General features: G+C 60.2%; 16 protein-coding genes and 1 pseudogene. 12 read left to right on the top strand and 5 right to left on the bottom strand.

Annotated elements, in window-relative coordinates:
- Positions 1-207: 207 nt before the first annotated feature.
- Complete coding sequence (locus AOQ71_RS04615) at positions 208-1,002, top strand: YopT-type cysteine protease domain-containing protein (protein ID WP_057742511.1); 795 nt, start codon at positions 208-210, stop codon at positions 1,000-1,002.
- Between the two features lie 179 nt (positions 1,003-1,181).
- Here the strand turns inward: AOQ71_RS04615 and AOQ71_RS44780 are convergent, their stop codons facing one another.
- From AOQ71_RS44780 to AOQ71_RS50140, 3 genes and pseudogenes are all read right to left on the bottom strand, one after another.
- Positions 1,182-1,511, bottom strand: a complete 330-nt coding sequence (locus tag AOQ71_RS44780; protein ID WP_157083379.1) for a hypothetical protein — start codon at positions 1,509-1,511, stop codon at positions 1,182-1,184.
- A 414-nt stretch (positions 1,512-1,925) separates the two neighbouring features.
- Entirely contained in the window at positions 1,926-2,768 is an 843-nt protein-coding gene (locus AOQ71_RS42570) for an MFS transporter (protein ID WP_245316711.1), read from the bottom strand.
- Positions 2,769-2,865: 97 nt separating this feature from the next.
- Positions 2,866-3,105 (bottom strand): annotated as a pseudogene (locus tag AOQ71_RS50140) (hypothetical protein); the annotation flags it as partial.
- Positions 3,106-5,686: 2,581 nt separating this feature from the next.
- Between AOQ71_RS50140 and AOQ71_RS04600 the strand changes: the two are divergent.
- From AOQ71_RS04600 to AOQ71_RS04575, 6 genes are all read left to right on the top strand, one after another.
- A complete protein-coding gene (locus tag AOQ71_RS04600; protein WP_245316710.1) occupies positions 5,687-6,046 on the top strand; it encodes a hypothetical protein in 360 nt (119 codons plus the stop codon).
- A 54-nt stretch (positions 6,047-6,100) separates the two neighbouring features.
- Complete coding sequence (gene ihpA / locus AOQ71_RS04595) at positions 6,101-7,372, top strand: divalent metal ion exporter subunit IhpA (protein ID WP_057742503.1); 1,272 nt, start codon at positions 6,101-6,103, stop codon at positions 7,370-7,372.
- A complete protein-coding gene (gene ihpB / locus AOQ71_RS04590; RefSeq protein ID WP_057742501.1) occupies positions 7,369-8,367 on the top strand; it encodes a divalent metal ion exporter adaptor subunit IhpB in 999 nt (332 codons plus the stop codon). Before ihpA ends, ihpB begins: the two co-directional genes overlap by 4 nt.
- Positions 8,360-11,554 (top strand): efflux RND transporter permease subunit, encoded by a 3,195-nt coding sequence (locus AOQ71_RS04585; RefSeq protein ID WP_057742498.1) that lies wholly within the window; start codon positions 8,360-8,362, stop codon positions 11,552-11,554. The genes ihpB and AOQ71_RS04585 overlap by 8 nt, the downstream gene beginning before the upstream one ends.
- Before the next feature lie 167 nt (positions 11,555-11,721).
- Entirely contained in the window at positions 11,722-11,994 is a 273-nt protein-coding gene (locus AOQ71_RS04580) for a hypothetical protein (protein ID WP_157083377.1), read from the top strand.
- Positions 11,995-12,042: 48 nt separating this feature from the next.
- On the top strand, positions 12,043-12,231 hold the full coding sequence (locus AOQ71_RS04575; protein WP_057742493.1) for a hypothetical protein: 189 nt from the start codon (positions 12,043-12,045) through the stop codon (positions 12,229-12,231).
- Between the two features lie 365 nt (positions 12,232-12,596).
- Here the strand turns inward: AOQ71_RS04575 and AOQ71_RS44775 are convergent, their stop codons facing one another.
- Entirely contained in the window at positions 12,597-12,779 is a 183-nt protein-coding gene (locus AOQ71_RS44775) for a hypothetical protein (RefSeq protein ID WP_157083376.1), read from the bottom strand.
- Between the two features lie 487 nt (positions 12,780-13,266).
- On the opposite strand from AOQ71_RS44775, the gene AOQ71_RS04570 reads away from it, so the two are divergent.
- The 4 genes from AOQ71_RS04570 to AOQ71_RS04550 all read left to right on the top strand — a co-directional run bounded on the left by AOQ71_RS04570 (position 13,267) and on the right by AOQ71_RS04550 (position 16,021).
- Positions 13,267-13,530, top strand: coding sequence for a P27 family phage terminase small subunit (locus AOQ71_RS04570; RefSeq protein ID WP_245316709.1), 264 nt, complete (start codon positions 13,267-13,269; stop codon positions 13,528-13,530).
- Positions 13,531-13,791: 261 nt separating this feature from the next.
- On the top strand, positions 13,792-14,088 hold the full coding sequence (locus AOQ71_RS04560) for a hypothetical protein (protein WP_057742486.1): 297 nt from the start codon (positions 13,792-13,794) through the stop codon (positions 14,086-14,088).
- Positions 14,089-14,342: 254 nt separating this feature from the next.
- Entirely contained in the window at positions 14,343-14,582 is a 240-nt protein-coding gene (locus AOQ71_RS47160) for a hypothetical protein (protein WP_057742479.1), read from the top strand.
- A gap of 527 nt (positions 14,583-15,109) precedes the next feature.
- Positions 15,110-16,021, top strand: coding sequence for an ArdC family protein (locus AOQ71_RS04550; protein WP_057742477.1), 912 nt, complete (start codon positions 15,110-15,112; stop codon positions 16,019-16,021).
- A gap of 94 nt (positions 16,022-16,115) precedes the next feature.
- Here the strand turns inward: AOQ71_RS04550 and AOQ71_RS04545 are convergent, their stop codons facing one another.
- Entirely contained in the window at positions 16,116-17,174 is a 1,059-nt protein-coding gene (locus AOQ71_RS04545; protein WP_057742474.1) for a hypothetical protein, read from the bottom strand.
- 703 nt (positions 17,175-17,877) lie between these two features.
- Here AOQ71_RS04545 and AOQ71_RS44770 point away from each other — a divergent pair.
- The gene (locus AOQ71_RS44770; protein ID WP_157083375.1) at positions 17,878-18,201 is read left to right on the top strand and encodes a hypothetical protein; all 324 of its coding nucleotides are present in this window, start codon (positions 17,878-17,880) and stop codon (positions 18,199-18,201) included.
- Positions 18,202-18,203 lie beyond the last annotated feature (2 nt).

Here is an 18,203-nt window from a genome sequence, read left to right as displayed (position 1 = left end):
AGAATGCTCCATTGCCGTTTCTTGGAAAGAAACGGTGCATTGATACAGCTGTTACTCAAATCCAATGGTGCGGTTGTCGGTCAGGTCGTCTAGGCCCCGTATAGCTCAAAGCTCGTAAGACCTGCCACCGTCAGTTCGCCGTCAGCCTTGCTGCCTATCATTCGCTGTGATGGGACGGTGCAACCTTCATGCGAGGCGAGAATCGAGATGCACAATCGAATCGGCCAATCATCAACTCTTCCGCGCCAGAATGACGAATTGGACAATTCATTCAACAGCGACGGCTTTGATAAACAACTTAGCGATCTTGCACGCTACAGGAATCTACCGCCTGGGGATCTGCCCGAAGGAATGGGGTGCTGCGCAAGTAATCTGGCCAACGATACATCCTCCCCTGCAAGGATGAGCACCTCTGTGTTTCAATACAGGACTGCTGAATTGCGCGATGCGAATGTCCAAAACATTTGCGTTGGGCTCGTGGCTGGATGGCTTCCCAATCTCGCGCAAAGCCCAAGATCACGAATGACTGCGCTGTCACGCGGATCGAACGGCCACCACTCGGCGGCCAGCTCTCAACAACGGTATGAAGATAACTTTAGATCGTTGCGAGAGGACGGCGTAGAAGGCGCTGAAGCCAATTTTAGGGCACGGGCAACCTTGTTGAGGCAAGCGGGCTTTTTTCCAGCCAACGACGGTATCACGTACGCGTTCGGCGATACCGAGCAATTCTTGGAATTGAAGGACAAGATCGTGTCCGATGGGAGGACGTATTTGCTCAGCTTGGCTTTCGAGCGCGATGGGCGACAGGAACATCACTTAGTTGCGACATCAGCATCGGACGAGATAGTGACGCTCTTCGACCCAAACTACGGAGAATTTACCATTGAACCGGCGGATGTGGGTGAGTTCTTCAGAAGCCTCGCAAATCGGTACAGAAGTCCCCCCAACAGAATGGAACTGCTCTGTATCACCACACAAAGGGTACGGCTGACTAGGGACTAGCCGATGTGAAATGACTTCGATCCGCAAGGCAACAAGACCGGCCTCCTGACATTCGTCGAGAGTGGATGCCCCCGTCTGAGATAGCCGGGGCTATTTTGCGGGTTGCGGTCCGAGATGTGGTGCGTATCCGGAACGGCGCAATCGACGTCATTGTGAAGCCGGTTGGTTACGTCGTCAGGCTAATTGGCTGAGCGATTGACCTTGTGGCGTTCAGGACAGTCCGCTTTGGTGCGAGAAGCTGATTTTTTACGACGAACGAAGCGACGGAAAAAATTACAAAGTGGGCGATCGGCCTCCGCCACTGCGGGATGTGTCGGCGCCCATTCTGGCTGCGCCGGAACGGTGATCGCAGCCAGTGGCACCCACGCTCGTTCGAGCGTCACTGGATCGCGCAGTTGGGCGACTGTCTCGGTGCGAATGTCCAGCCACTCGAACGAGCGACCGTGGACGGCGACAAGCTGAGCGGGCCTGAGCGCAGCGAAATCATCTCGATGGAAAATCCTTATCACTCGACGGACTCGACTTGGATGTTGTCGAAGGGGTTCAAGATCATGTTGCCGACTTCATCAACTACAGGGAGTAGGGGGTTGACGGCCGCGAAGCCGGCAATTCAAAGGTCGTCCCACACAGAAACGCTGAAGGACGGGAACTCCTGCCGAACTATGTCGAGTGCGTTTTTGGTCCACAAGGCTTCGTGCTGCGCGCCTGCGTCACCCAGCGGATCGAATCTCGGCGTGTCCGCGCCAGAGTGCTTCGCAGCTCGCAGCAAGACATGCCGCCGTCAGCGGCGGCGACCAACCGCTATCGTGAAGATGGTGTCGCCATGCCTGCCGGCCTCCCTCACCAGCAGGAAGTTTGGAGCCCGGCCTGATTTGGGAATTCCAAATGCTTCCGGTTGGTTAGTGCGTGCGCCCAATCACCAGTTACTCCTTAGGCGCTACGGTGGCAGAATGGCGGAGCAATGCTGCAGCGAGCAAGGCTGAAAGAGCATAGCCGAGCCCCGGCACTATCAGCGTGACCCCATAGCCCAATCTCGCCGCTATAAACCCACTCGACGCGAAGCCCGCCAGTGCGAAAGCCGACATTGCCGAAGTCAGGAACGTGACATCGGTCCCCGCTTTGCCTGGCCGGGCGAGTCCGAGAAACCAATTTGTGAATGTGACATGCTGGACTGCGAGTGCCGCGAATACGAACCCAACACTTCCTACAGCGCTCACGCGAACGTCGACATAACGATCGATAATCGAAAGCGCTCCAAATCCGATGGCAAGGACTGCGCAGCCCCAGATCAAGCCCCGCTGTGGCGCCATTCGGGCCAGGATCGCGCTGGTCAACGGTGCCATGATAGTATACGTCACTACGTTCGAGAGCGCTCCGATCCATCCGATATCTGCCGCGGCAAAGCCGAGATCAACGAGCCGCAGCTGCACCGTTGCGAACGCCACAGCGATCCCGATAACGCCGGGCGCGATCAATGCGGCCGTCGTCCACAGGCCGTTGTTACGTAAGATCGCGAAGATAGACAGGCGCTGCGGCGAACGCGATAGGTCTTTGCAAAGGAACGGTTCAGGAATCGCAAACACCCATCCAGCGAAAGCGGCTAACACCACTGCTAAACTCAGCAAAGCCGGGCGCCAACCGACAATCTCGATCAATTGAAGGCAAACCGCGCCACCGATCACGTGGCCGATGACCCTGCCCCAGCCCAGCAGCGCAGCGCCGAGCGGACGTTCGCCGGAATCTAGGGCTTCCGCTATGTAGCCCAACGTTGCGATCCGCTGTGTGGCGGGCGAAGGTCGCAAGCGCCAGAGAAACTAGAAAGATCGCCACAAAATCGGTTCTCGGATTCAAAAATGCCATCGCTGCAAGCACGGCGGTCGTGGCGACTTGGGTCAACAGGATCCATGAACGCCTCAGTCCGAGACGGTTGAGGCTCCGTCGATCCACGACCGGGGCCCAAAGAAAGTTAACGGTGAAGGCAAAAAATGCCGTGCTGTACAAGCCGACCGATTCGAGGCTGGCGCCGTTGCCTCGAAGGATCACAGGAATGGCCGAATAGATGAACGCGATCGCCAGATACTGCTGACTCGCCAATGCAACCATGCCGATATGTGGCATGTAACGGTTTCCCATGCGCCTTTTCCTTCGAAAGAGCAGTTTGGCGCGTGCCCCAAAAGCACGGCTAGAACAGAGCCGCGGATCGATCCAGCGCAGGCAGCGCCTCGCACGGCCGGGTGTGCAACTCTCAAAAGGGTTAGAAAGCGCCGAGGCCAGCGACGGCTCGCTCGTTTCGATCGATCGTTCGAAGTCGCCTTGAAAATTGCAAAGTCTTCCGTTTGCGGCCGATTTTCCTCGTGCCTTAAAGGATTCGCCCCCGTTCCCGAGTGTCTCGCGCGATATCATTGCAGAGCACTCAGATTGAGGAGAGGGCAAGCGTTGTCCAATTCAGCCGCGTTCAGGCCTGAGCTTTGGTGCTTGCGGGACCGTGCAGTCGCAACGAGCCGCAACATCGTTATTCGTCGCCGGCGCCGCGTCGGGCTGGATCGGAATCCTTAGTACGGAGTGAGGTCCGGGCGGTAGTTGCTGCGTTCGCATCAGGCCGTACTCAGCGACGAACACCTGCAGTTGCCCCATCTTGTCGACCAAAAATTACTTGCCACGAGAACACGGTGGTCGAGGACGTTGCCATGGGGGCAAATACGTCCGGTAGTAATCATCCGACCTACGTGGCCATATATATTCCGATCAGCTCCACAGAGGTGGCGGCAACTTCAATGCTGGCCCAAAGCCCACCGAATTGGCTGCGCAGCTTGCGAAGGGCGCAATCATTGCGGCTCCGCAAGAACGAACTCCATATCTCATTATGTACTCCGCTGCGTTTTCCCGTTTTTCAGCCAGCGCCGTGAAGTGGCGTCGGGCGACGGCGGTGCGTATGAAGCAAGCAGCGTGCCGCTTGAAAATTACCTTCTTCAAGTGCCCCGTATCGGGTGAGCGCCTCGAATGCAGAAATTTGTCTCAAACCCAACAATCGCGTGGTTGGCGTATCGACGATACGGACTGTGTCGAACCACACGCAATCCGGTGTCATCACCGAGGGAGGGACCAGGGACAGCAGGTCCACTCCTTACACATCACCGTTCCGCCTCATCGCAGATGCCAGAGGTACAGAAGCAAACGACGGGCCGAACGCAGAAGATTTGCGTCTGCGCACCATGCGTCGCATTGCCGACATTTGGTTCGGCGCGGATAGTGCAGAGGAAAGAGTCGATTGCCGTCACGGCCGAATCTGCCAACGGCATCACCGCAATCCGCAGCAATATAGCTTTCTGGTGTGGAACACAAAACGGGTCGAGTTAAACACGCCGCTTGATCACGTCATCTATGCAAAATCCCGCATAACTCATCGCCGTTGCCGAGCTGAAACCTCTCTCGTGGTGTGCAGTTTGTCAGAACGGGCTCTCTTTTCCCTTCCAAGAGCAAAAAAGTTTCTCTGCCTAAGCGCAATATGAAATCTCCACATCATGGCCGCCGTCGGCCCTCGATGGACAGGGCTCCAGCTAACAAAACTACTTGCGTGTGCAGTGCGGTGGCGTATTATTGCAATGCGGTAGCACTTTGCTATCCTGCCCTCCTTGGGCGTTTCCTCCCTGGACTTGGGCCGCTTGTGAATCAAGCGGCCTCTTTTTCTTGCTCATTAATCCGAGGACTTGACTCGATTAAGCGAGAACTAGAATTGCGTTTGGTCAGTCGGCAGCCGCTGCTTCTTTAACTCGAACGTCAAATACCACCCGGAGGCGTCTTCCGCGGTCGCACTCGAGAGCGCCCTCTCCACCAGATCCATGTTCGAGAGAGAGTGGGAAGTGGCGACGGTGCCGTAGGTCGGCTCGCCGATGGCGTCGCCCGCCTTCTTCGCCGCGCGGAAGAGCCTAGAATTCAGCGCCTCGATGTCGGGCCGCGCCGCTTCGTACGGGAGAGCGGGTGCGACGACCGCGGACGTTCCGAACTTGCGGTTCTCGGCCCGCCTTCGCCTCGACCGTCGCGATCTCCGGAAGCACCGATCTCCACGGGGGCGGACATCACGAAGCTATCGTCCTCGGAGAGGACGATGCCGGACTCGACTAGACCCTCGATCGACCGCCTGACCAGGTTCGCATCGTAGCCGAGCTTAGAGGACATGGTCGCGAGCTTGGCCTTGCGTGCCGTCCTTAGATACGCGAGGAGCGCTCTGGACCTGGGGTCCTTGTGGTCGAGGGCGACCACTTCGGGTGAGCAGCCGGCCAAGATGATGTCCGGCTTGCCGTCACCGACGGGCGCCGAGCCGGCCCTCTAGCCGAGCCGATCCTGTTGAGGAAAGAGATCCCGCAACCGTCCTTCCACGGCCCGCTGCAGGGGCGCTTCGGGCCCCTTTTCCCGGCGCTGCGTATTGGATCATCTCGGATGTGTACATCTCTTCCCTCCCGGTCGAGGGTTATAGGGCGATTGCTGCATAGAAGCAGCAGCGTCTTAAGTTTTCCTGACGGTTCCGAGATGCGCTGTCTTGCCGGAAGCTTGACGGTCTCCAGCTTGCAACGCCGCCTCCCCGCGCGATTGCGTGCAGGTTGTTCGGCGACGTTATAATATTGCGGGTCGACACGTCGCTGCACTGCGTGGTACTCGGTTGTCTGCCGATGAACCGGAATGCCAAGTGGCCCAGTCAGCCCTTAAGTTTGGCCATGTTTTGCCGCGCTCGCTGCGGGGTGCGATGACCACTATCGTGCTGGCGATGTACCTGGTCGCTGGCGCGCTGCACGGCGTGTGCGACTTGGACGTCACGAATTCGTCGTCCAAATCCGTCATCTCGCTCGCCGAAAAAGGCGCCGGTCATTCCGACAAGGGCTCCTTGCCGGACCATCATTGTCACGGCTGTTTCTCCGTCTCCGTTCCGGCCCCTGTAGTTGCGGCGGTAGCCCTGATGCCCACCGTCAAGGTAGTACCCACGCTGCAGCTCGAGAGACGTGGGTTGCCGCCCGGAATCGATCCGCCGCCCCCGAAGTTCCTGACCTGAGACTGACCGCCGGGCGCGCCGCGCCCTGATTCCGTCTATTGTCAGGTTTTCATCATGTTCTCAAAGTGCGTCACGCGTCTCGCGTGCGCGACGGCATTGCTGGTCAGCCCTTGGCTGACGGCGGTGTCGCAATCCCAGAGCCTCAACATGGGGGCGGCGCTGCAGCGGGCTCTCGCGACCAGCCCGCGCCTGACCGCCGCCGAGCGCGACATCGGGATCGCCAGCGGTCAACGCATCCAGGCGGGCGCGCTGCTCAATCCGGAACTGTCCTATGAGCAGGACAATTCGTTCGGATCAGGCATCTATCGTGGCACGAAGTCGGCCGAGACGACGCTGCAGATCAGCCAGCTTTTCGAGCTGTTCGGCAAGCGCGAGGCACGGATTTCCGCCGGCCAGGCGGGCGTCGAGGGAGCTGCGATCGAGCGCAAAGCGGTACGCCTGCAGATCCTGTCGGAGACGGCAATCGCTTTCCTCAATGTGCTCGGACTGCAGCGGCGGATACAGATTTTGGACGAGCAGGTCGCCGCTCTGGAGCACCTGACGCCCTTGCTGCAGCGCCGAGTGGATGCCGGCGCATCATCGCCTGCCGAGACCGGCCGCGCGGAAGTCGCAGCGGCCTTGGTGAAGGCCGATCGCGAGCGCACCAAGGCAAGTCTATCGAGCGCCCGCCGCGAACTGGCGGTGCTCATGGGCGACACGTCGCCGAAATTCGCCGGCGTCTCCGGAAGGCTGGATGCCACCACCCGGGCGCCGTCGTTCCAGGCGGTGATCGCCGCCATCGACGCGAACCCGCAACTGGTTAGGTGGAACGCGATCTACGCCCAGCGCAATGCCGAACTCCTGCTGGCGCGGCTGAAACCCTACCCCGACGTTCGTCTCGCGGCGGGATGGCGTCACTTCAACGAGACCAACGACGACGCCGTGCGGCTCACCCTGTCTGTGCCGATCCCCGTGTTCGACCAGAACCGGGGCAACATCCTTTCCGCTCAGGAAAGCCTCGCCAAGACCCGGGCAGAGCGAGAGGCTAATCGCAACACGCTGATTGTCGTCGCAGGCCGAGCCTACGACACGGTCCAGGGCTCCCTGAAGGAGCTCTCGATCTTGCGCGAATCCGGCATCCCGAAAGCACAGGCGGCCGCGAACGAGATCGAACAGGGCTACGGCGCCGGCCGCTTCAGCTTGCTCGAAGTGCTCGATGCACAGGCCAATGTCACTCAGGCGCGTCTGCGCGAGCAAGAGGCGCTGCAGAACTATCACGTCGCCGTTGCCACGATCGAAGGACTCCTCGGCAATCCCTTCGCTCTGGCGCGGGAGAGCTCACGATGAGAAATTTAAGCGCAATCGTCCTCGCATTGGTCGCGGCCGCCGCAGGTGCCTTCGGGTATCGCTGGTTCACACCCAAGGACGCGCCCGCTGCGACCGAGCAGACGGCGAAGCAGGGAGGCAATGGGGCCAAGGGGGAGAAGGCGGGCAACGAGCACGTTGAGAAGGACGAGCACGGGGCCGACCGCATAGTGATAAGCGACGTCAAGCTGGCGGCCGCCGGTGCTACCTTCGCCGAAGCCGGGCCGGCTACCCTGACCGAGACCCTGTCGTTCAACGGCGTGCTGCGAGCCAATCAGGAGACGGTCGTCCAGGTAACCCCGCGCTTCCCCGGTATCTCACGCGCAATCAAGAGGCGGATCGGCGAAATCGTCGGCAAGGACGAACTGCTGGCGTCCATCGAGAGCAATCAAAGCCTGACTGTGTACGACCTCAAGTCGCCGATCAGCGGCACGATCATTGATCGGCAAATCTCGCTGGGCGAATACGTCTCAGAGCAGAAGCCGGCCTTCGTCGTCGCGGACCTCTCGACGATCTGGGTCGACCTGTCGATCTACCGTCAGGATCTCAGGCGCGTCCGCATCGGGGACGAGGTGCTGATCGATCCGGACGATGGCGCCGGCGACATCAAGGGCTCGATCTCCTACCTCGCGCCGGTCGGCGCGAGCGAGACCCAGACGGCCGTAGCGCGGGTGGTTCTGCAGAACCGGGACGGACGGTTGCGGCCTGGTTTGTTCGTGAGCGCCCGGCTGGTGTTGGCCGAGCGGAAGGTGCGCGTCGCCATTCGCGCCGGCGCGATCCAGACCTTCGAGAACAAGACCGTCGTGTTCGTGCGCGAGGATGACGACAAACTGGAGGCACGCCCGGTCGAGCTCGGCGACGCGGACCAGAAGTTCGTGGAGATCCGGGCCGGCATGTCGCCGGGAGAGAAGTACGTGGCCGAGAACTCGTTCGTCGTGAAGGCGGAGATGGGCAAGGGGGAGGCCGAGCATGATTGAGCACATTGTCGGATTCTCCATCCGCCAGCGCTGGCTTGTGGTCCTGTTCGCGCTCGGGCTTGTGGCCTTCGGCGGCTGGAACTTCACGCGGCTTCCTATCGACGCCGTGCCGGACATCACCAACGTCCAGGTGCAGATCAATACGCGGGCGCCCGGCTATTCGCCCCTGGAGACCGAGCAGCGCATCACTTTCCCGGTCGAGACGGCGATGGGAGGGCTGCCCAAGCTCGAATACACCCGCTCCTTGTCGCGCTACGGTTTGAGCCACGTGACGGTCGTCTTCCGGGACGGGACCGACATCTACTTCGCGCGCCAGCTCGTCAACGAGCGGATCCAGCAGGTCAAGGATCAGCTACCAGCCGGCGTCGAGGTCGCCATGGGGCCGATCGCCACCGGGCTTGGTGAAATCTTTCTCTACACGGTCGAGGCCAAGCAGGGCGCCAAGGCGCCCGGCGGCAAGGAGTTTACGCCGAGCGATCTGCGGACGATCCAAGACTGGATCATCAAGCCGCAGCTCCGCAACGTCCCCGGCGTCATCGAAGTAAACACAATCGGCGGTTTCGAACGGCAGTTCCACGTGCTACCGGATCCGGGCAAGCTGATGGCCTACAAGCTCGGCTTCCGCGACGTCATGACGGCCCTCGCCGCGAACAACGCCAATGTCGGCGCCGGCTACATCGAGAAAAACGGCGAGCAGTACCTCGTCCGCACTCCCGGCCAAGTCGCGAACATCGCCGAGATCGAGGACATTGTGATCGGATCGCGCGGCGGCGTGCCGGTCCGGGTCAGGGACGTGGCGCAGGTAACTGAGGGCAAGGATCTCCGCACGGGCGCCGCCACCCTCGACGGAAAGGAGACGGTCCTCGGGACCGCCATGCTGCTGATCGGCGAGAACAGCCGCGCGGTTGCCCAGCGGGTTGCGGCCAAGCTGAACGATATCGCCAAGTCACTTCCCGACGGCGTCGTTGCCCGCACCGTCTACGACCGGACCCATCTCGTCGAGGCGACGGTCAAGACGGTCGAGGAGAACCTGGTCGAGGGTGCGATCCTCGTCATCGTGGTTCTGTTCCTGATCCTCGGCAACTTCTGCGCGGCTCTGGTGACCGCCTGCGTCATCCCGCTGTCGATGGCGATGACCGTCACCGGCATGTTCGAGACGAAGGTCAGCGCCAACCTGATGAGCCTTGGCGCCATCGACTTCGGCATCATCGTCGACGGCGCGGTCATCATCGTCGAAAACTGTCTCCGTCTGCTTGCCCAAGCGCAGCATGACAACGACCGCCTACTGAGCCTGAATGAACGGCTCGACACGATCCGCCGCGGCTCGGCCGAGGTCATCAAACCCAGCCTGTTCGGAACGCTGATCATCGCGGTGGTGTATCTGCCGGTGCTGACGCTGACGGGGGTCGAAGGCAAGATGTTCACGCCGATGGCGCTGACCGTTCTGATGGCGCTCGCCGCCGCCGCGCTGTTCTCGATCACCTTCGTGCCCGCTGCCGTCGCCATCCTGGTCACCGGCAAAGTGTCGGAGAAGGAAAAACTCTTCATGCGGGCCGCCAAGCGCATCTACCTGCCGCTTCTGAAGCGGGCGATAGCCTTGCGTGGCGTCGTCGCGTTCGCGGCAGTCGTGATCGTGGGCGCGAGCGTGTTCGCGGCGGCCCGCATGGGCGGCGAGTTCATACCGAGCCTCGATGAGGGCGACGTCGCTCTGGCAGCGATCCGAATCCCCGGAACGAGCCTGACGCAGGCGCTCGACCTGCAGATGGCATTGGAAAAGCGAATCCAGCAACTGCCCGAGGTAAAGGAGTTCTTCGCGCGTACGGGGACGGCCGAAGTCGCCACCGATCCGATGCCTCCGTCGATTTCCGACGGTTACATCATGCTCAAGCCGCGCAGCGAGTGGCCCGACCCGGAGAAGCCGAAGGCGGAACTGATCGAGGAGATCGAGAGGGCGGCCAACGACATCCCGGGCGGCAACTATGAGGTTTCGCAGCCGATCCAATTGCGCGTGAACGAGCTGATCTCGGGTGTCCGCAGCGACGTCGGCGTCAAGATCTTCGGCGACGATCTCGACGCGCTGCAGGGATCCGCCAAGCAGGTTCAGGCGGTGATCCACGGCATCCGCGGCGCCACCGACGTGAAGACCGAGCAGGTTGCCGGGCTGCCGATCCTCACCGTCAAGCTCGACCGGAGGGCCCTCTCTCGCTATGGCCTCAGCGTCGGGGATGTCCAGAACATCGTCGAAATCGCCGTTGGAGGAAAGAGCGTCGGCAAGCTGTTCGAAGGCGACCGACGGTTCGACATCGTCGTGCGACTTCCGGAGCGTCTGCGCGGCAACATCGAGGCCATCCGAGCCATCCCGATACCCTTGCCAGCCGAGGATCCCGGTTCGGCGACGATCACGAAGACGGCCTGGTGGGGGGCTCTCGGAGCGCAGCCGCGCTACGTGCCGCTGGCCTCGGTTGCGACCGTCGAGTCCGCCCCGGGACCAAACCAGATCAGCCGCGAGAACGGCAAGCGGCGCATCGTCGTGACGGCCAACGTGCGCGAGCGCGACCTCGGTTCGTTCGTGTCCGAGGCACAGGATGCGGTGGCGCAGAATGTGAAGCTGCCAGCCGGCTACTGGATCGGCTGGGGCGGCCAGTTCGAGCAACTGGTCTCGGCCACCAAGCGGCTGACCATCGTCGTTCCGGTGGCGCTGCTGCTGGTGCTGCTGCTGCTGTTCATGAGCTTCGGATCGCTCGCCGACGCGCTTCTGGTGTTCAGCGGGGTGCCGCTCGCTCTGACGGGCGGCGTGTTGGCGCTCCTTCTGCGGGGCATCCCGTTGTCCATCAGCGTGGGCGTCGGCTTCATTGCGCTGTCCGGCGTCGCGGTGCTCAACGGCCTCGTCATAATCACATTCATCGAGCGGCTCAGGCACGAAGGGAAGCCCGTGATCGAGGCCGTCCATGAGGGTGCGGTGACGCGGCTCCGCCCCGTGCTGATGACGGCGCTGGTGGCTTCGCTCGGCTTCGTGCCGATGGCGATCGCGACAGGCGCCGGCGCGGAGGTGCAGCGGCCGCTGGCGACCGTCGTCATCGGCGGCATCATCTCCTCGACGATCCTGACGCTTCTTGTGCTGCCGGCCCTCTACGTACTCTTCCGGAAGGATTCCGGGCTGGCGCTGCTTGCCGAGGAGCCGGCATGAAGAGAACTGCGGCAGACCACGACGCTTTGCTAAGGACGGCAAGATGCCCGACCCGGGCGCCACCGTGCTGGTAACCTTGAACGGGCTGCGAATGCTCAAGCCGAACGGAGGTTAGTCACCCAGAAAAGGAGGGCATCATAGGCCGTGCCGCAGAACAGACGCAGAAGTTGGCGACGCTTCGGGCCGTATCACGCAATCCTGCCTTGCCGGTTGTCGAAGTCGAAGACGTCGAATTTGGCTATGCAATCGTACAGCGGTCTATCGAAACCATCGAGGACGGAGCGGCCAAGTACATGGTCGGCAGCGATTCCGAAGCGCTTCGTAATGCCATTCTGCGGGTCATTGAAAAAGCAGGCGACAAAGGCGTTGCTTACTCAGACCTGACGCGTGCCAAGGGTGTTAATCGGGCTATCGAAATTCGGCAGGTGACATCCTCTTAAGCCTAGTTCGGTACGGTACGGTACGCTTATTTTTTTGAGGGTACGCAATTGCAGCAACAAATAAGCGAGCTTCGCAGGCACATCGAGGACCAAGAGATTCTACTCGATGTACTCGAACACGATGGCCACAACGTTGAACCCGAACGCGCGAAGCTGGCGATTGAAAAGGCGAAGCTAGCCCGGCTGGTAGGCGACCAGCCCGTTGATGCTGGCGAGCTGCGTGATGCGCGGCGCTAACCTATGATTAAATATTTTTGTTCATGCTACCGTAGGTAATTGTGCAGGCCGGCAATGTCTCAAGTGATTGAGCTATTTTCCACAACGAATCGGGCCGATGTTCGCCGCCGAGCAGCGCGCCGGCTGGAAAACATTTCTAGTTCATTGAGGTTCTTGGACCTATCCAGTTTGCAAACCCAGGACGATGCCCGACGAGCGTGACGCCGCAACCTGCTAATGACCTCTCTGAGGTCGTCGTATGCCTCGATAGTTCGGCGCGCCTCTAGGAAGCGTACCGCTCGGCCTGAGCTAGTTGCTGTTAAAGCGTTGCGGTCCATTGCCAATAACGCAATGGACGAAAGTTGGTTCTGGCCGCTGAAGCCGCCTTACTGCACCTGCTTGAGATTGCTAGCCAATCTGTCCTCGTTGTTGGCCAACAGGTCATAGTCGTCGGCAAGCCGCAAATATGCCTGCCGTAACGGCGTATCAGGTGTACAGGAGGCCATCGTTCGATATTCCTCGGCTACGTGCCGATGCCGTGCAGCTTCTGCATTGTAGTCGATGGTCATCACGCCATCCTTGAGGCTGCTGTGGGAGGACGGTTGCGGTAGATCAAGAAATCACGTGATTTCGCGGCACGGCATGCAAGGCGACAGGAACGGCAATGTCGCCGCCGTAGTTGTTAAGGTATGCGACGGCTCTGCTTTGGCCTCGCGGCTACGATCTTCACCTAGGTTTTGCTGGTCCTGTGGCTGGGAGAACGTGAGCGACAGGCTGGCGCTGAGCGCCTTGAAAGGTATGAAATTCATCGCGATTCACGCGTTCGGTAGCGCTTGAGTCCGGTCTGTCACCCTGCGAGCGGGACCGTCATCCATGTGTGGTCAGGGGGGCTTCGATCTTAAGGAAATGAGAGGCTGTAACCGGCCCATGGGAAAATTCGTATGCAGGGGTCCCGCGTTGAATCAAGATTTTTAGAAAGGAAATTTAATGACGAAATCGAACGGTACGGCGCCCAAACATCTCCGAAAAGAGTCGGGCGAGTTCTTCAAGCATGTCATGCGCGACTTTGACCTAGACGAACATCACGTCATTCTGCTGACCAAGGCTTGCGAAGCTCTCGACCGGATCGAGGAGGCACGGGCGGCGATCAAGACCCATGGCCTTACCTACACCGACCGCTTTGGGACGCCTAGGGCGAGAACAGAAGTCGCGATTGAACGCGATAACCGGCTCGCTGTGGCCCGTCTCTTCCGCGAACTTGGTCTCGACCTTGCCGCCGATGGCAAGACCGCGCCGCCCGCATTGCCGGCCAATCGCTAATGCCCGTTCGTAAACGCAAACTGAACAAGCGGCAGACGCTATCAGCGTCCGCCCAAGCTTGGCTGCGCGGAGAGCCTTGCGGCTTCTTTGCCTATAAGAACGCTGATGAACTGGAAGCGTTGTGGAACGAACATGGCGACAAGGAAGCCATGTTTTGGCAACGGGGCATGTTGCGGCCACGATGGCCTAGCTTGTTCTTGGATAGGTTCTTGCAACCTTTGGCGGCCGGTCTAGGATAGATTCTCAAGATCGGAGGGGCGCATGGCAGGGGAAGCTTGGGTTGTACTGGGGACCGCTGTAGGGACAGCGGGTACGCTCCTTTCAACGTGGCTCACCGCTCATCTCAAGAAAAATGAAGATGAAGCTTACGATGGAAGCGCAATGAGCCTTCTGAGGGCGCAGCTTGAACTTCAGAAATGGACCGAAATAGATATGCTTGCCAATTTGATCGGTTTAGATGAGGACGACACGAGGCAGTATCTCATTTTGTTAAAGGCGCGCGGGGTTCTCGGAAGAAAGGCAGTAAGAAGTGGGGACTGCTCTCACGTAATCCTATGACTCAGGTAGACGATGAATAGCGTCAAAGTCACCGTTTCAGTTTTAGCGGCGAACATGTCCTAACGGTATACCAAGGGCAATCTTTTGGCGAAACGATCCTTCCGTTCTCTTCACCGTGAGTACGCGCGTAGTTGCTTCACATCATCTGCACTTATTTCTAAGTAACTTCCTGAGAAGATCGTGCTGGTTGCAACACGCTTTGTCTGTGATTGTCGACTACTGGTCAAAGCCATACTTATCGGGGCAAGGCAAAGATGAGCAAGTCGCAAGGCAATGCCATTTCGCTGTCCGCCACGCCGGACGAGATCCGGGATGCGGTGAGCCGCATGTTCACCGATCCCGACTATCTGAGGGCATCCGACCCTGGACGTGTCGAGGGCAATGTCGTGTTCACCTATCTCGATGCGTTCGATGAGGACGAAGCTGCCGTTGCCGAGCTCAAGGATCGTCACCGGCGTGGTGGTCTTGGGGACAGCGTCGTGAAAACCGGCTGAATGAAGTTCTTCAAGCCGTCCTGGCGCCGCTCAGGGATCGACGACGTGTCTACGGAAGCGAACGGAGCTATGTTCTCGATATCGTCAAGCAAGGTACCGAACGGGCGCAGGCGATAACCGACACGACCTTGGGGGAGGTTCGTGCCGCCCTCGGGCTCTTTAGCCTCGCGTGATGCGGGTGCGTCTTAAGGAGTCGGGAGAGTGAGAATCGATCCTGTTGGCGCGTCCGCTCGCGGACCAGGCTCTATGCGCTGCGCTTACCGACCCCCCAAAAGAAAATGGGGGTCTCGGCCTTTCAGGTAACGATCCTTCGCGCAAGAAGGGGCCTGCGGCCCCCAGGCCGTCAAGGCCAAGCCCCCACGAAGGGTGTGGGGGCGGAAAGCGGCTGGCCGTGTAGTCGGCTCGCTTTGCTCACCTCCGGCCCGCACCAGCTCCCGCGCGCTTTCCGGCCTGTGACGGCCAACCCCCGCTCATTGGCGCAGGCCTAGTTCCGGTTGCATGCGCAACCGGCAATTAGGAAAGAGCAGATGAAAACCGATCTCTATCAGAAGATCACCAACCAGATCGTGGCGGAGCTTGAGAAAGGCGTCAGGCTATGGGTCAAGCCGTGGAGCGCCGAACACACTGCGGGACGCATCACCCGCCCCTTGAGAGCAAACGGCATTCCCTATAACGGCATCAACGTCCTGATGCTGTGGTCGGCGGCCATTGAGAAAGGTTACGCCGCACCCATCTGGATGACGTACAAGCAGGCAAGCGAGCTTAAGGCCCAAGTCCGTAAAGGCGAGCATGGCAGCCTCGTCGTCTATGCCGACAAGATGATCCGCACGGAGACCGATAAAGCGACCGGCGAGGAGGCCGAGCGCGCGATCCCGTTCCTCAAGGGCTATACGGTTTTCAATGTCGAGCAGATCGATGGGCTTCCTTCGCACTACTACGGAAAGCCAGCGCTACACGTTGACGGCATCGAGCGCATCGAACGGGCCGAAGCGTTCTTCGCGGCGACCGGCGCCACCATCCGGCACGGCGGCCATATGGCCTATTACAACATCTCGCAGGATTTCGTGCAGATGCCGCCCTTTGAAAGCTTCCGCGATGCCGAGAGCTATTACGCGACTCTCGCGCACGAGGCGACCCATTGGACCCGGCATGGCTCGCGGCTTGACCGGGAGTTCGGACGCAAACGCTTTGGCGATGAAGGCTATGCCATGGAAGAGCTTGTCGCCGAGCTTGGCTCGGCCTTCGTTTGCGCTGACCTTGATCTCACGCCTCAGCTGAGAGCGGATTATGCCGCTTATATCGGATCGTGGATCAAGGCGCTGAAGAACGACAAGCGCGCGATCTTCGCGGCTTCATCGCACGCGCAGCGCGCGGCCGATTACCTGAATGGCGTGCAGCCGAATACCGACGAACGGCAAGGGGAGGCCGAAGCCGCCTGATTGTCGATACCAATCCGCGTTAAAAAACCGGCGAGCGTCACCGCTCGCCGTGTTGATTTTCGTACACGTGCACGCGACGTGGAAGGCTGAAGTTTTAGTGCGTGTAGCCCTTCACGAGAACCGGGCTCTCATTCAGAAAATCGTCAGCTTTCAGACGGTTCAGATCATAGTCGGATTGAGCGACGATGATCGGGCTCTGCACGAGGTCCGTGTCTGAGATGCTCCGGTCGATGCCGACAAGATGGCCGGCCCACACCGAACCATCCTTCGAACGCAGGAGGCTCAACTCGCCCATCACGACGCCCTTTTCGTTGCGATAGGTCAGCATGGCGCGCTTTCCGTCCGAACGGCCCGTGAGGTACCACCAGCGCGGATCGGGTTTGCCGTCTTCCGAATAGCCATGGAAGCGGCCACGAACCACGCCGGCACTATCGAGGTTCGAGACGCGGAATTCATACTTGAACTTGGTGGTGGTGTTGATTTTGCCCTGGCCGGGGGGCTGTTCGCCCGGCTCGTTCGTAAACGCTGCCATATCCTGGCGCAGATACAGGTATTCGGCGGCTGGATCGACCCACTGCGGCGCGTGGGTGGCCGCGACCTGCTGAATGCCACCGGCCAAGACACCCGCGATGCCAAGCGTCTTCGCCAGCACCAGCCACCGGCGAACCGCCGGATTCCGGATGAACTGGCTGGCGCTTGACTTTGCCCAGGCAAGCAACTGCTTGAGCGGCGAAATCGTCGGCGCGGCTGGCACGGTGGCGGAAGCTGCGGCGACGTCAGTGACAAGCGCAGCGTTCGAAGCGGTCACGGCAGCGTCGTGCGAGATGCGCGACGTAACCTCGACCGACGCGATCGCAGCGGCATCGTGCGAAATCCGCGCGGCCGTATCGTCCGTTGCGATCGCGGCAACGTCGTGAGAGATGCGCGCGACAGCATCGTCGGACTGCGGCGCCGCGGCCTCTCGGGGCAGCGGCACGACCACGGCATCCATTGCCGCGGCGTCATGCGAGATGCGCGCGTTGGCATCACCCGGCGCGCGCGCCGCAGCATCGTGCGAAATGCGCCCGACCGGCGCGGGGGTGTTGGTGGAGAGATGCGCCGGTGCATCGTGCGAGATGCGTGCGGTAGAAGACTTATTCCCAAGCTTGGCCATGGCCAATCCTATTAGGGCGGTGTTGAACCCCATACCGCTGCCCTCGACGCGTATGAGGACCACGCTCCAAGGTTAAAGGATCGATTCTGAACGCAGGCTGTCCGCATCCTTAACGTGTGGTAATGATGCGCTGGGCAGACGCTCGGATTTCTGGCGGCAAGTCATTGATCCAGCGGCATCAAAGTCCTCGTGGTAAACCCCGGGGAGGTGGCGAGCGCCATTGTGTCGCATGCCACCGGGCTACCGACCACCGCAGGAATTGGCGCAGGCAATGAGGGCGTCGCGGTATCCGCTTACGCGGTCACGATGTGAACCCGCTGCTCTCGCGCCACCGGGCAAAAGCTCCGGATTGATTCGCACGCTTGCTACGCTAATGCGAATTTGTTGCGTTGCTACCGGCACAAACTCAACAGCATTGACCCGCCTGCTTGCCGTGGCAGTCTCGTCGCGAAGGCAGAGAAAGCCAGCCTTCGGGGTGTGAGAACCTCTCGGTTAGCGTAACGGTGTCACGTCACGATGCCGCCTTTCGACCCTATGGGCCGGGAGGCGGCGGCGGAGTCTTTGCCTAGCATAGACTCTGGATGTCCAAGCCTCGCGGCCAAAGGCCGTCGCAGTCGTCTAACCGCGACTTCTCAACTCCCGCGCTCGCCAGTGGAAGGTTCTCTTCCCGGTGTCTTTCCGAGCTTTCCGGAAGGGAGTTCTTGTGAAGCGTTGCGTTTGTATCCTTTCGCTTGTTTTGCCCCTGCTCACTCATAATGTTGCAGCAGCCGATCAGTCCAAGACAACTCAGCCGCAAATCAATCCCATCGGCGGCATGGTGTTCTCCGGCGCCAACCATTGTTGCGTCGGCATCGGCACAGCTTCGCGTAACGCTAATCTCGACGTGTATCGGGGCGAGCTCAAGATTGGCTCATCGGGTGCAGGGTGTTCAGAAAAGAACGCAGGCTCGCTACGCTACGGAAATAAGCACCTTCAACTCTGCGACGGGACAAGCTGGCGAAATGTCAGCCTCGATAAGGCTGAATGAAG

It is taken from the genome of Bradyrhizobium manausense, assembly GCF_001440035.1.
In the GTDB taxonomy this organism is placed as follows: domain Bacteria; phylum Pseudomonadota; class Alphaproteobacteria; order Rhizobiales; family Xanthobacteraceae; genus Bradyrhizobium; species Bradyrhizobium manausense.
Note: the sequence above shows the minus strand (reverse complement) of the source record. Positions and strands in the feature narration are given on the sequence as shown.

What these genes read in the sequence shown, in the direction of transcription:
- AOQ71_RS04615 (WP_057742511.1), top strand. Translation starts at nt 208, where the DNA reads ATGCACAATCGAATCGGCCAATCATCAACTCTTCCGCGCCAGAATGAC.
- ihpA (WP_057742503.1), top strand. Translation starts at nt 6,101, where the DNA reads ATGTTCTCAAAGTGCGTCACGCGTCTCGCGTGCGCGACGGCATTGCTG.
- ihpB (WP_057742501.1), top strand. Translation starts at nt 7,369, where the DNA reads ATGAGAAATTTAAGCGCAATCGTCCTCGCATTGGTCGCGGCCGCCGCA.
- AOQ71_RS04585 (WP_057742498.1), top strand. Translation starts at nt 8,360, where the DNA reads ATGATTGAGCACATTGTCGGATTCTCCATCCGCCAGCGCTGGCTTGTG.
- AOQ71_RS44775 (WP_157083376.1), bottom strand. Translation starts at nt 12,779, where the DNA reads ATGACCATCGACTACAATGCAGAAGCTGCACGGCATCGGCACGTAGCC.
- AOQ71_RS04570 (WP_245316709.1), top strand. Translation starts at nt 13,267, where the DNA reads ATGCGCGACTTTGACCTAGACGAACATCACGTCATTCTGCTGACCAAG.
- AOQ71_RS04560 (WP_057742486.1), top strand. Translation starts at nt 13,792, where the DNA reads ATGGCAGGGGAAGCTTGGGTTGTACTGGGGACCGCTGTAGGGACAGCG.
- AOQ71_RS47160 (WP_057742479.1), top strand. Translation starts at nt 14,343, where the DNA reads ATGAGCAAGTCGCAAGGCAATGCCATTTCGCTGTCCGCCACGCCGGAC.
- AOQ71_RS04550 (WP_057742477.1), top strand. Translation starts at nt 15,110, where the DNA reads ATGAAAACCGATCTCTATCAGAAGATCACCAACCAGATCGTGGCGGAG.
- AOQ71_RS04545 (WP_057742474.1), bottom strand. Translation starts at nt 17,174, where the DNA reads ATGGCCAAGCTTGGGAATAAGTCTTCTACCGCACGCATCTCGCACGAT.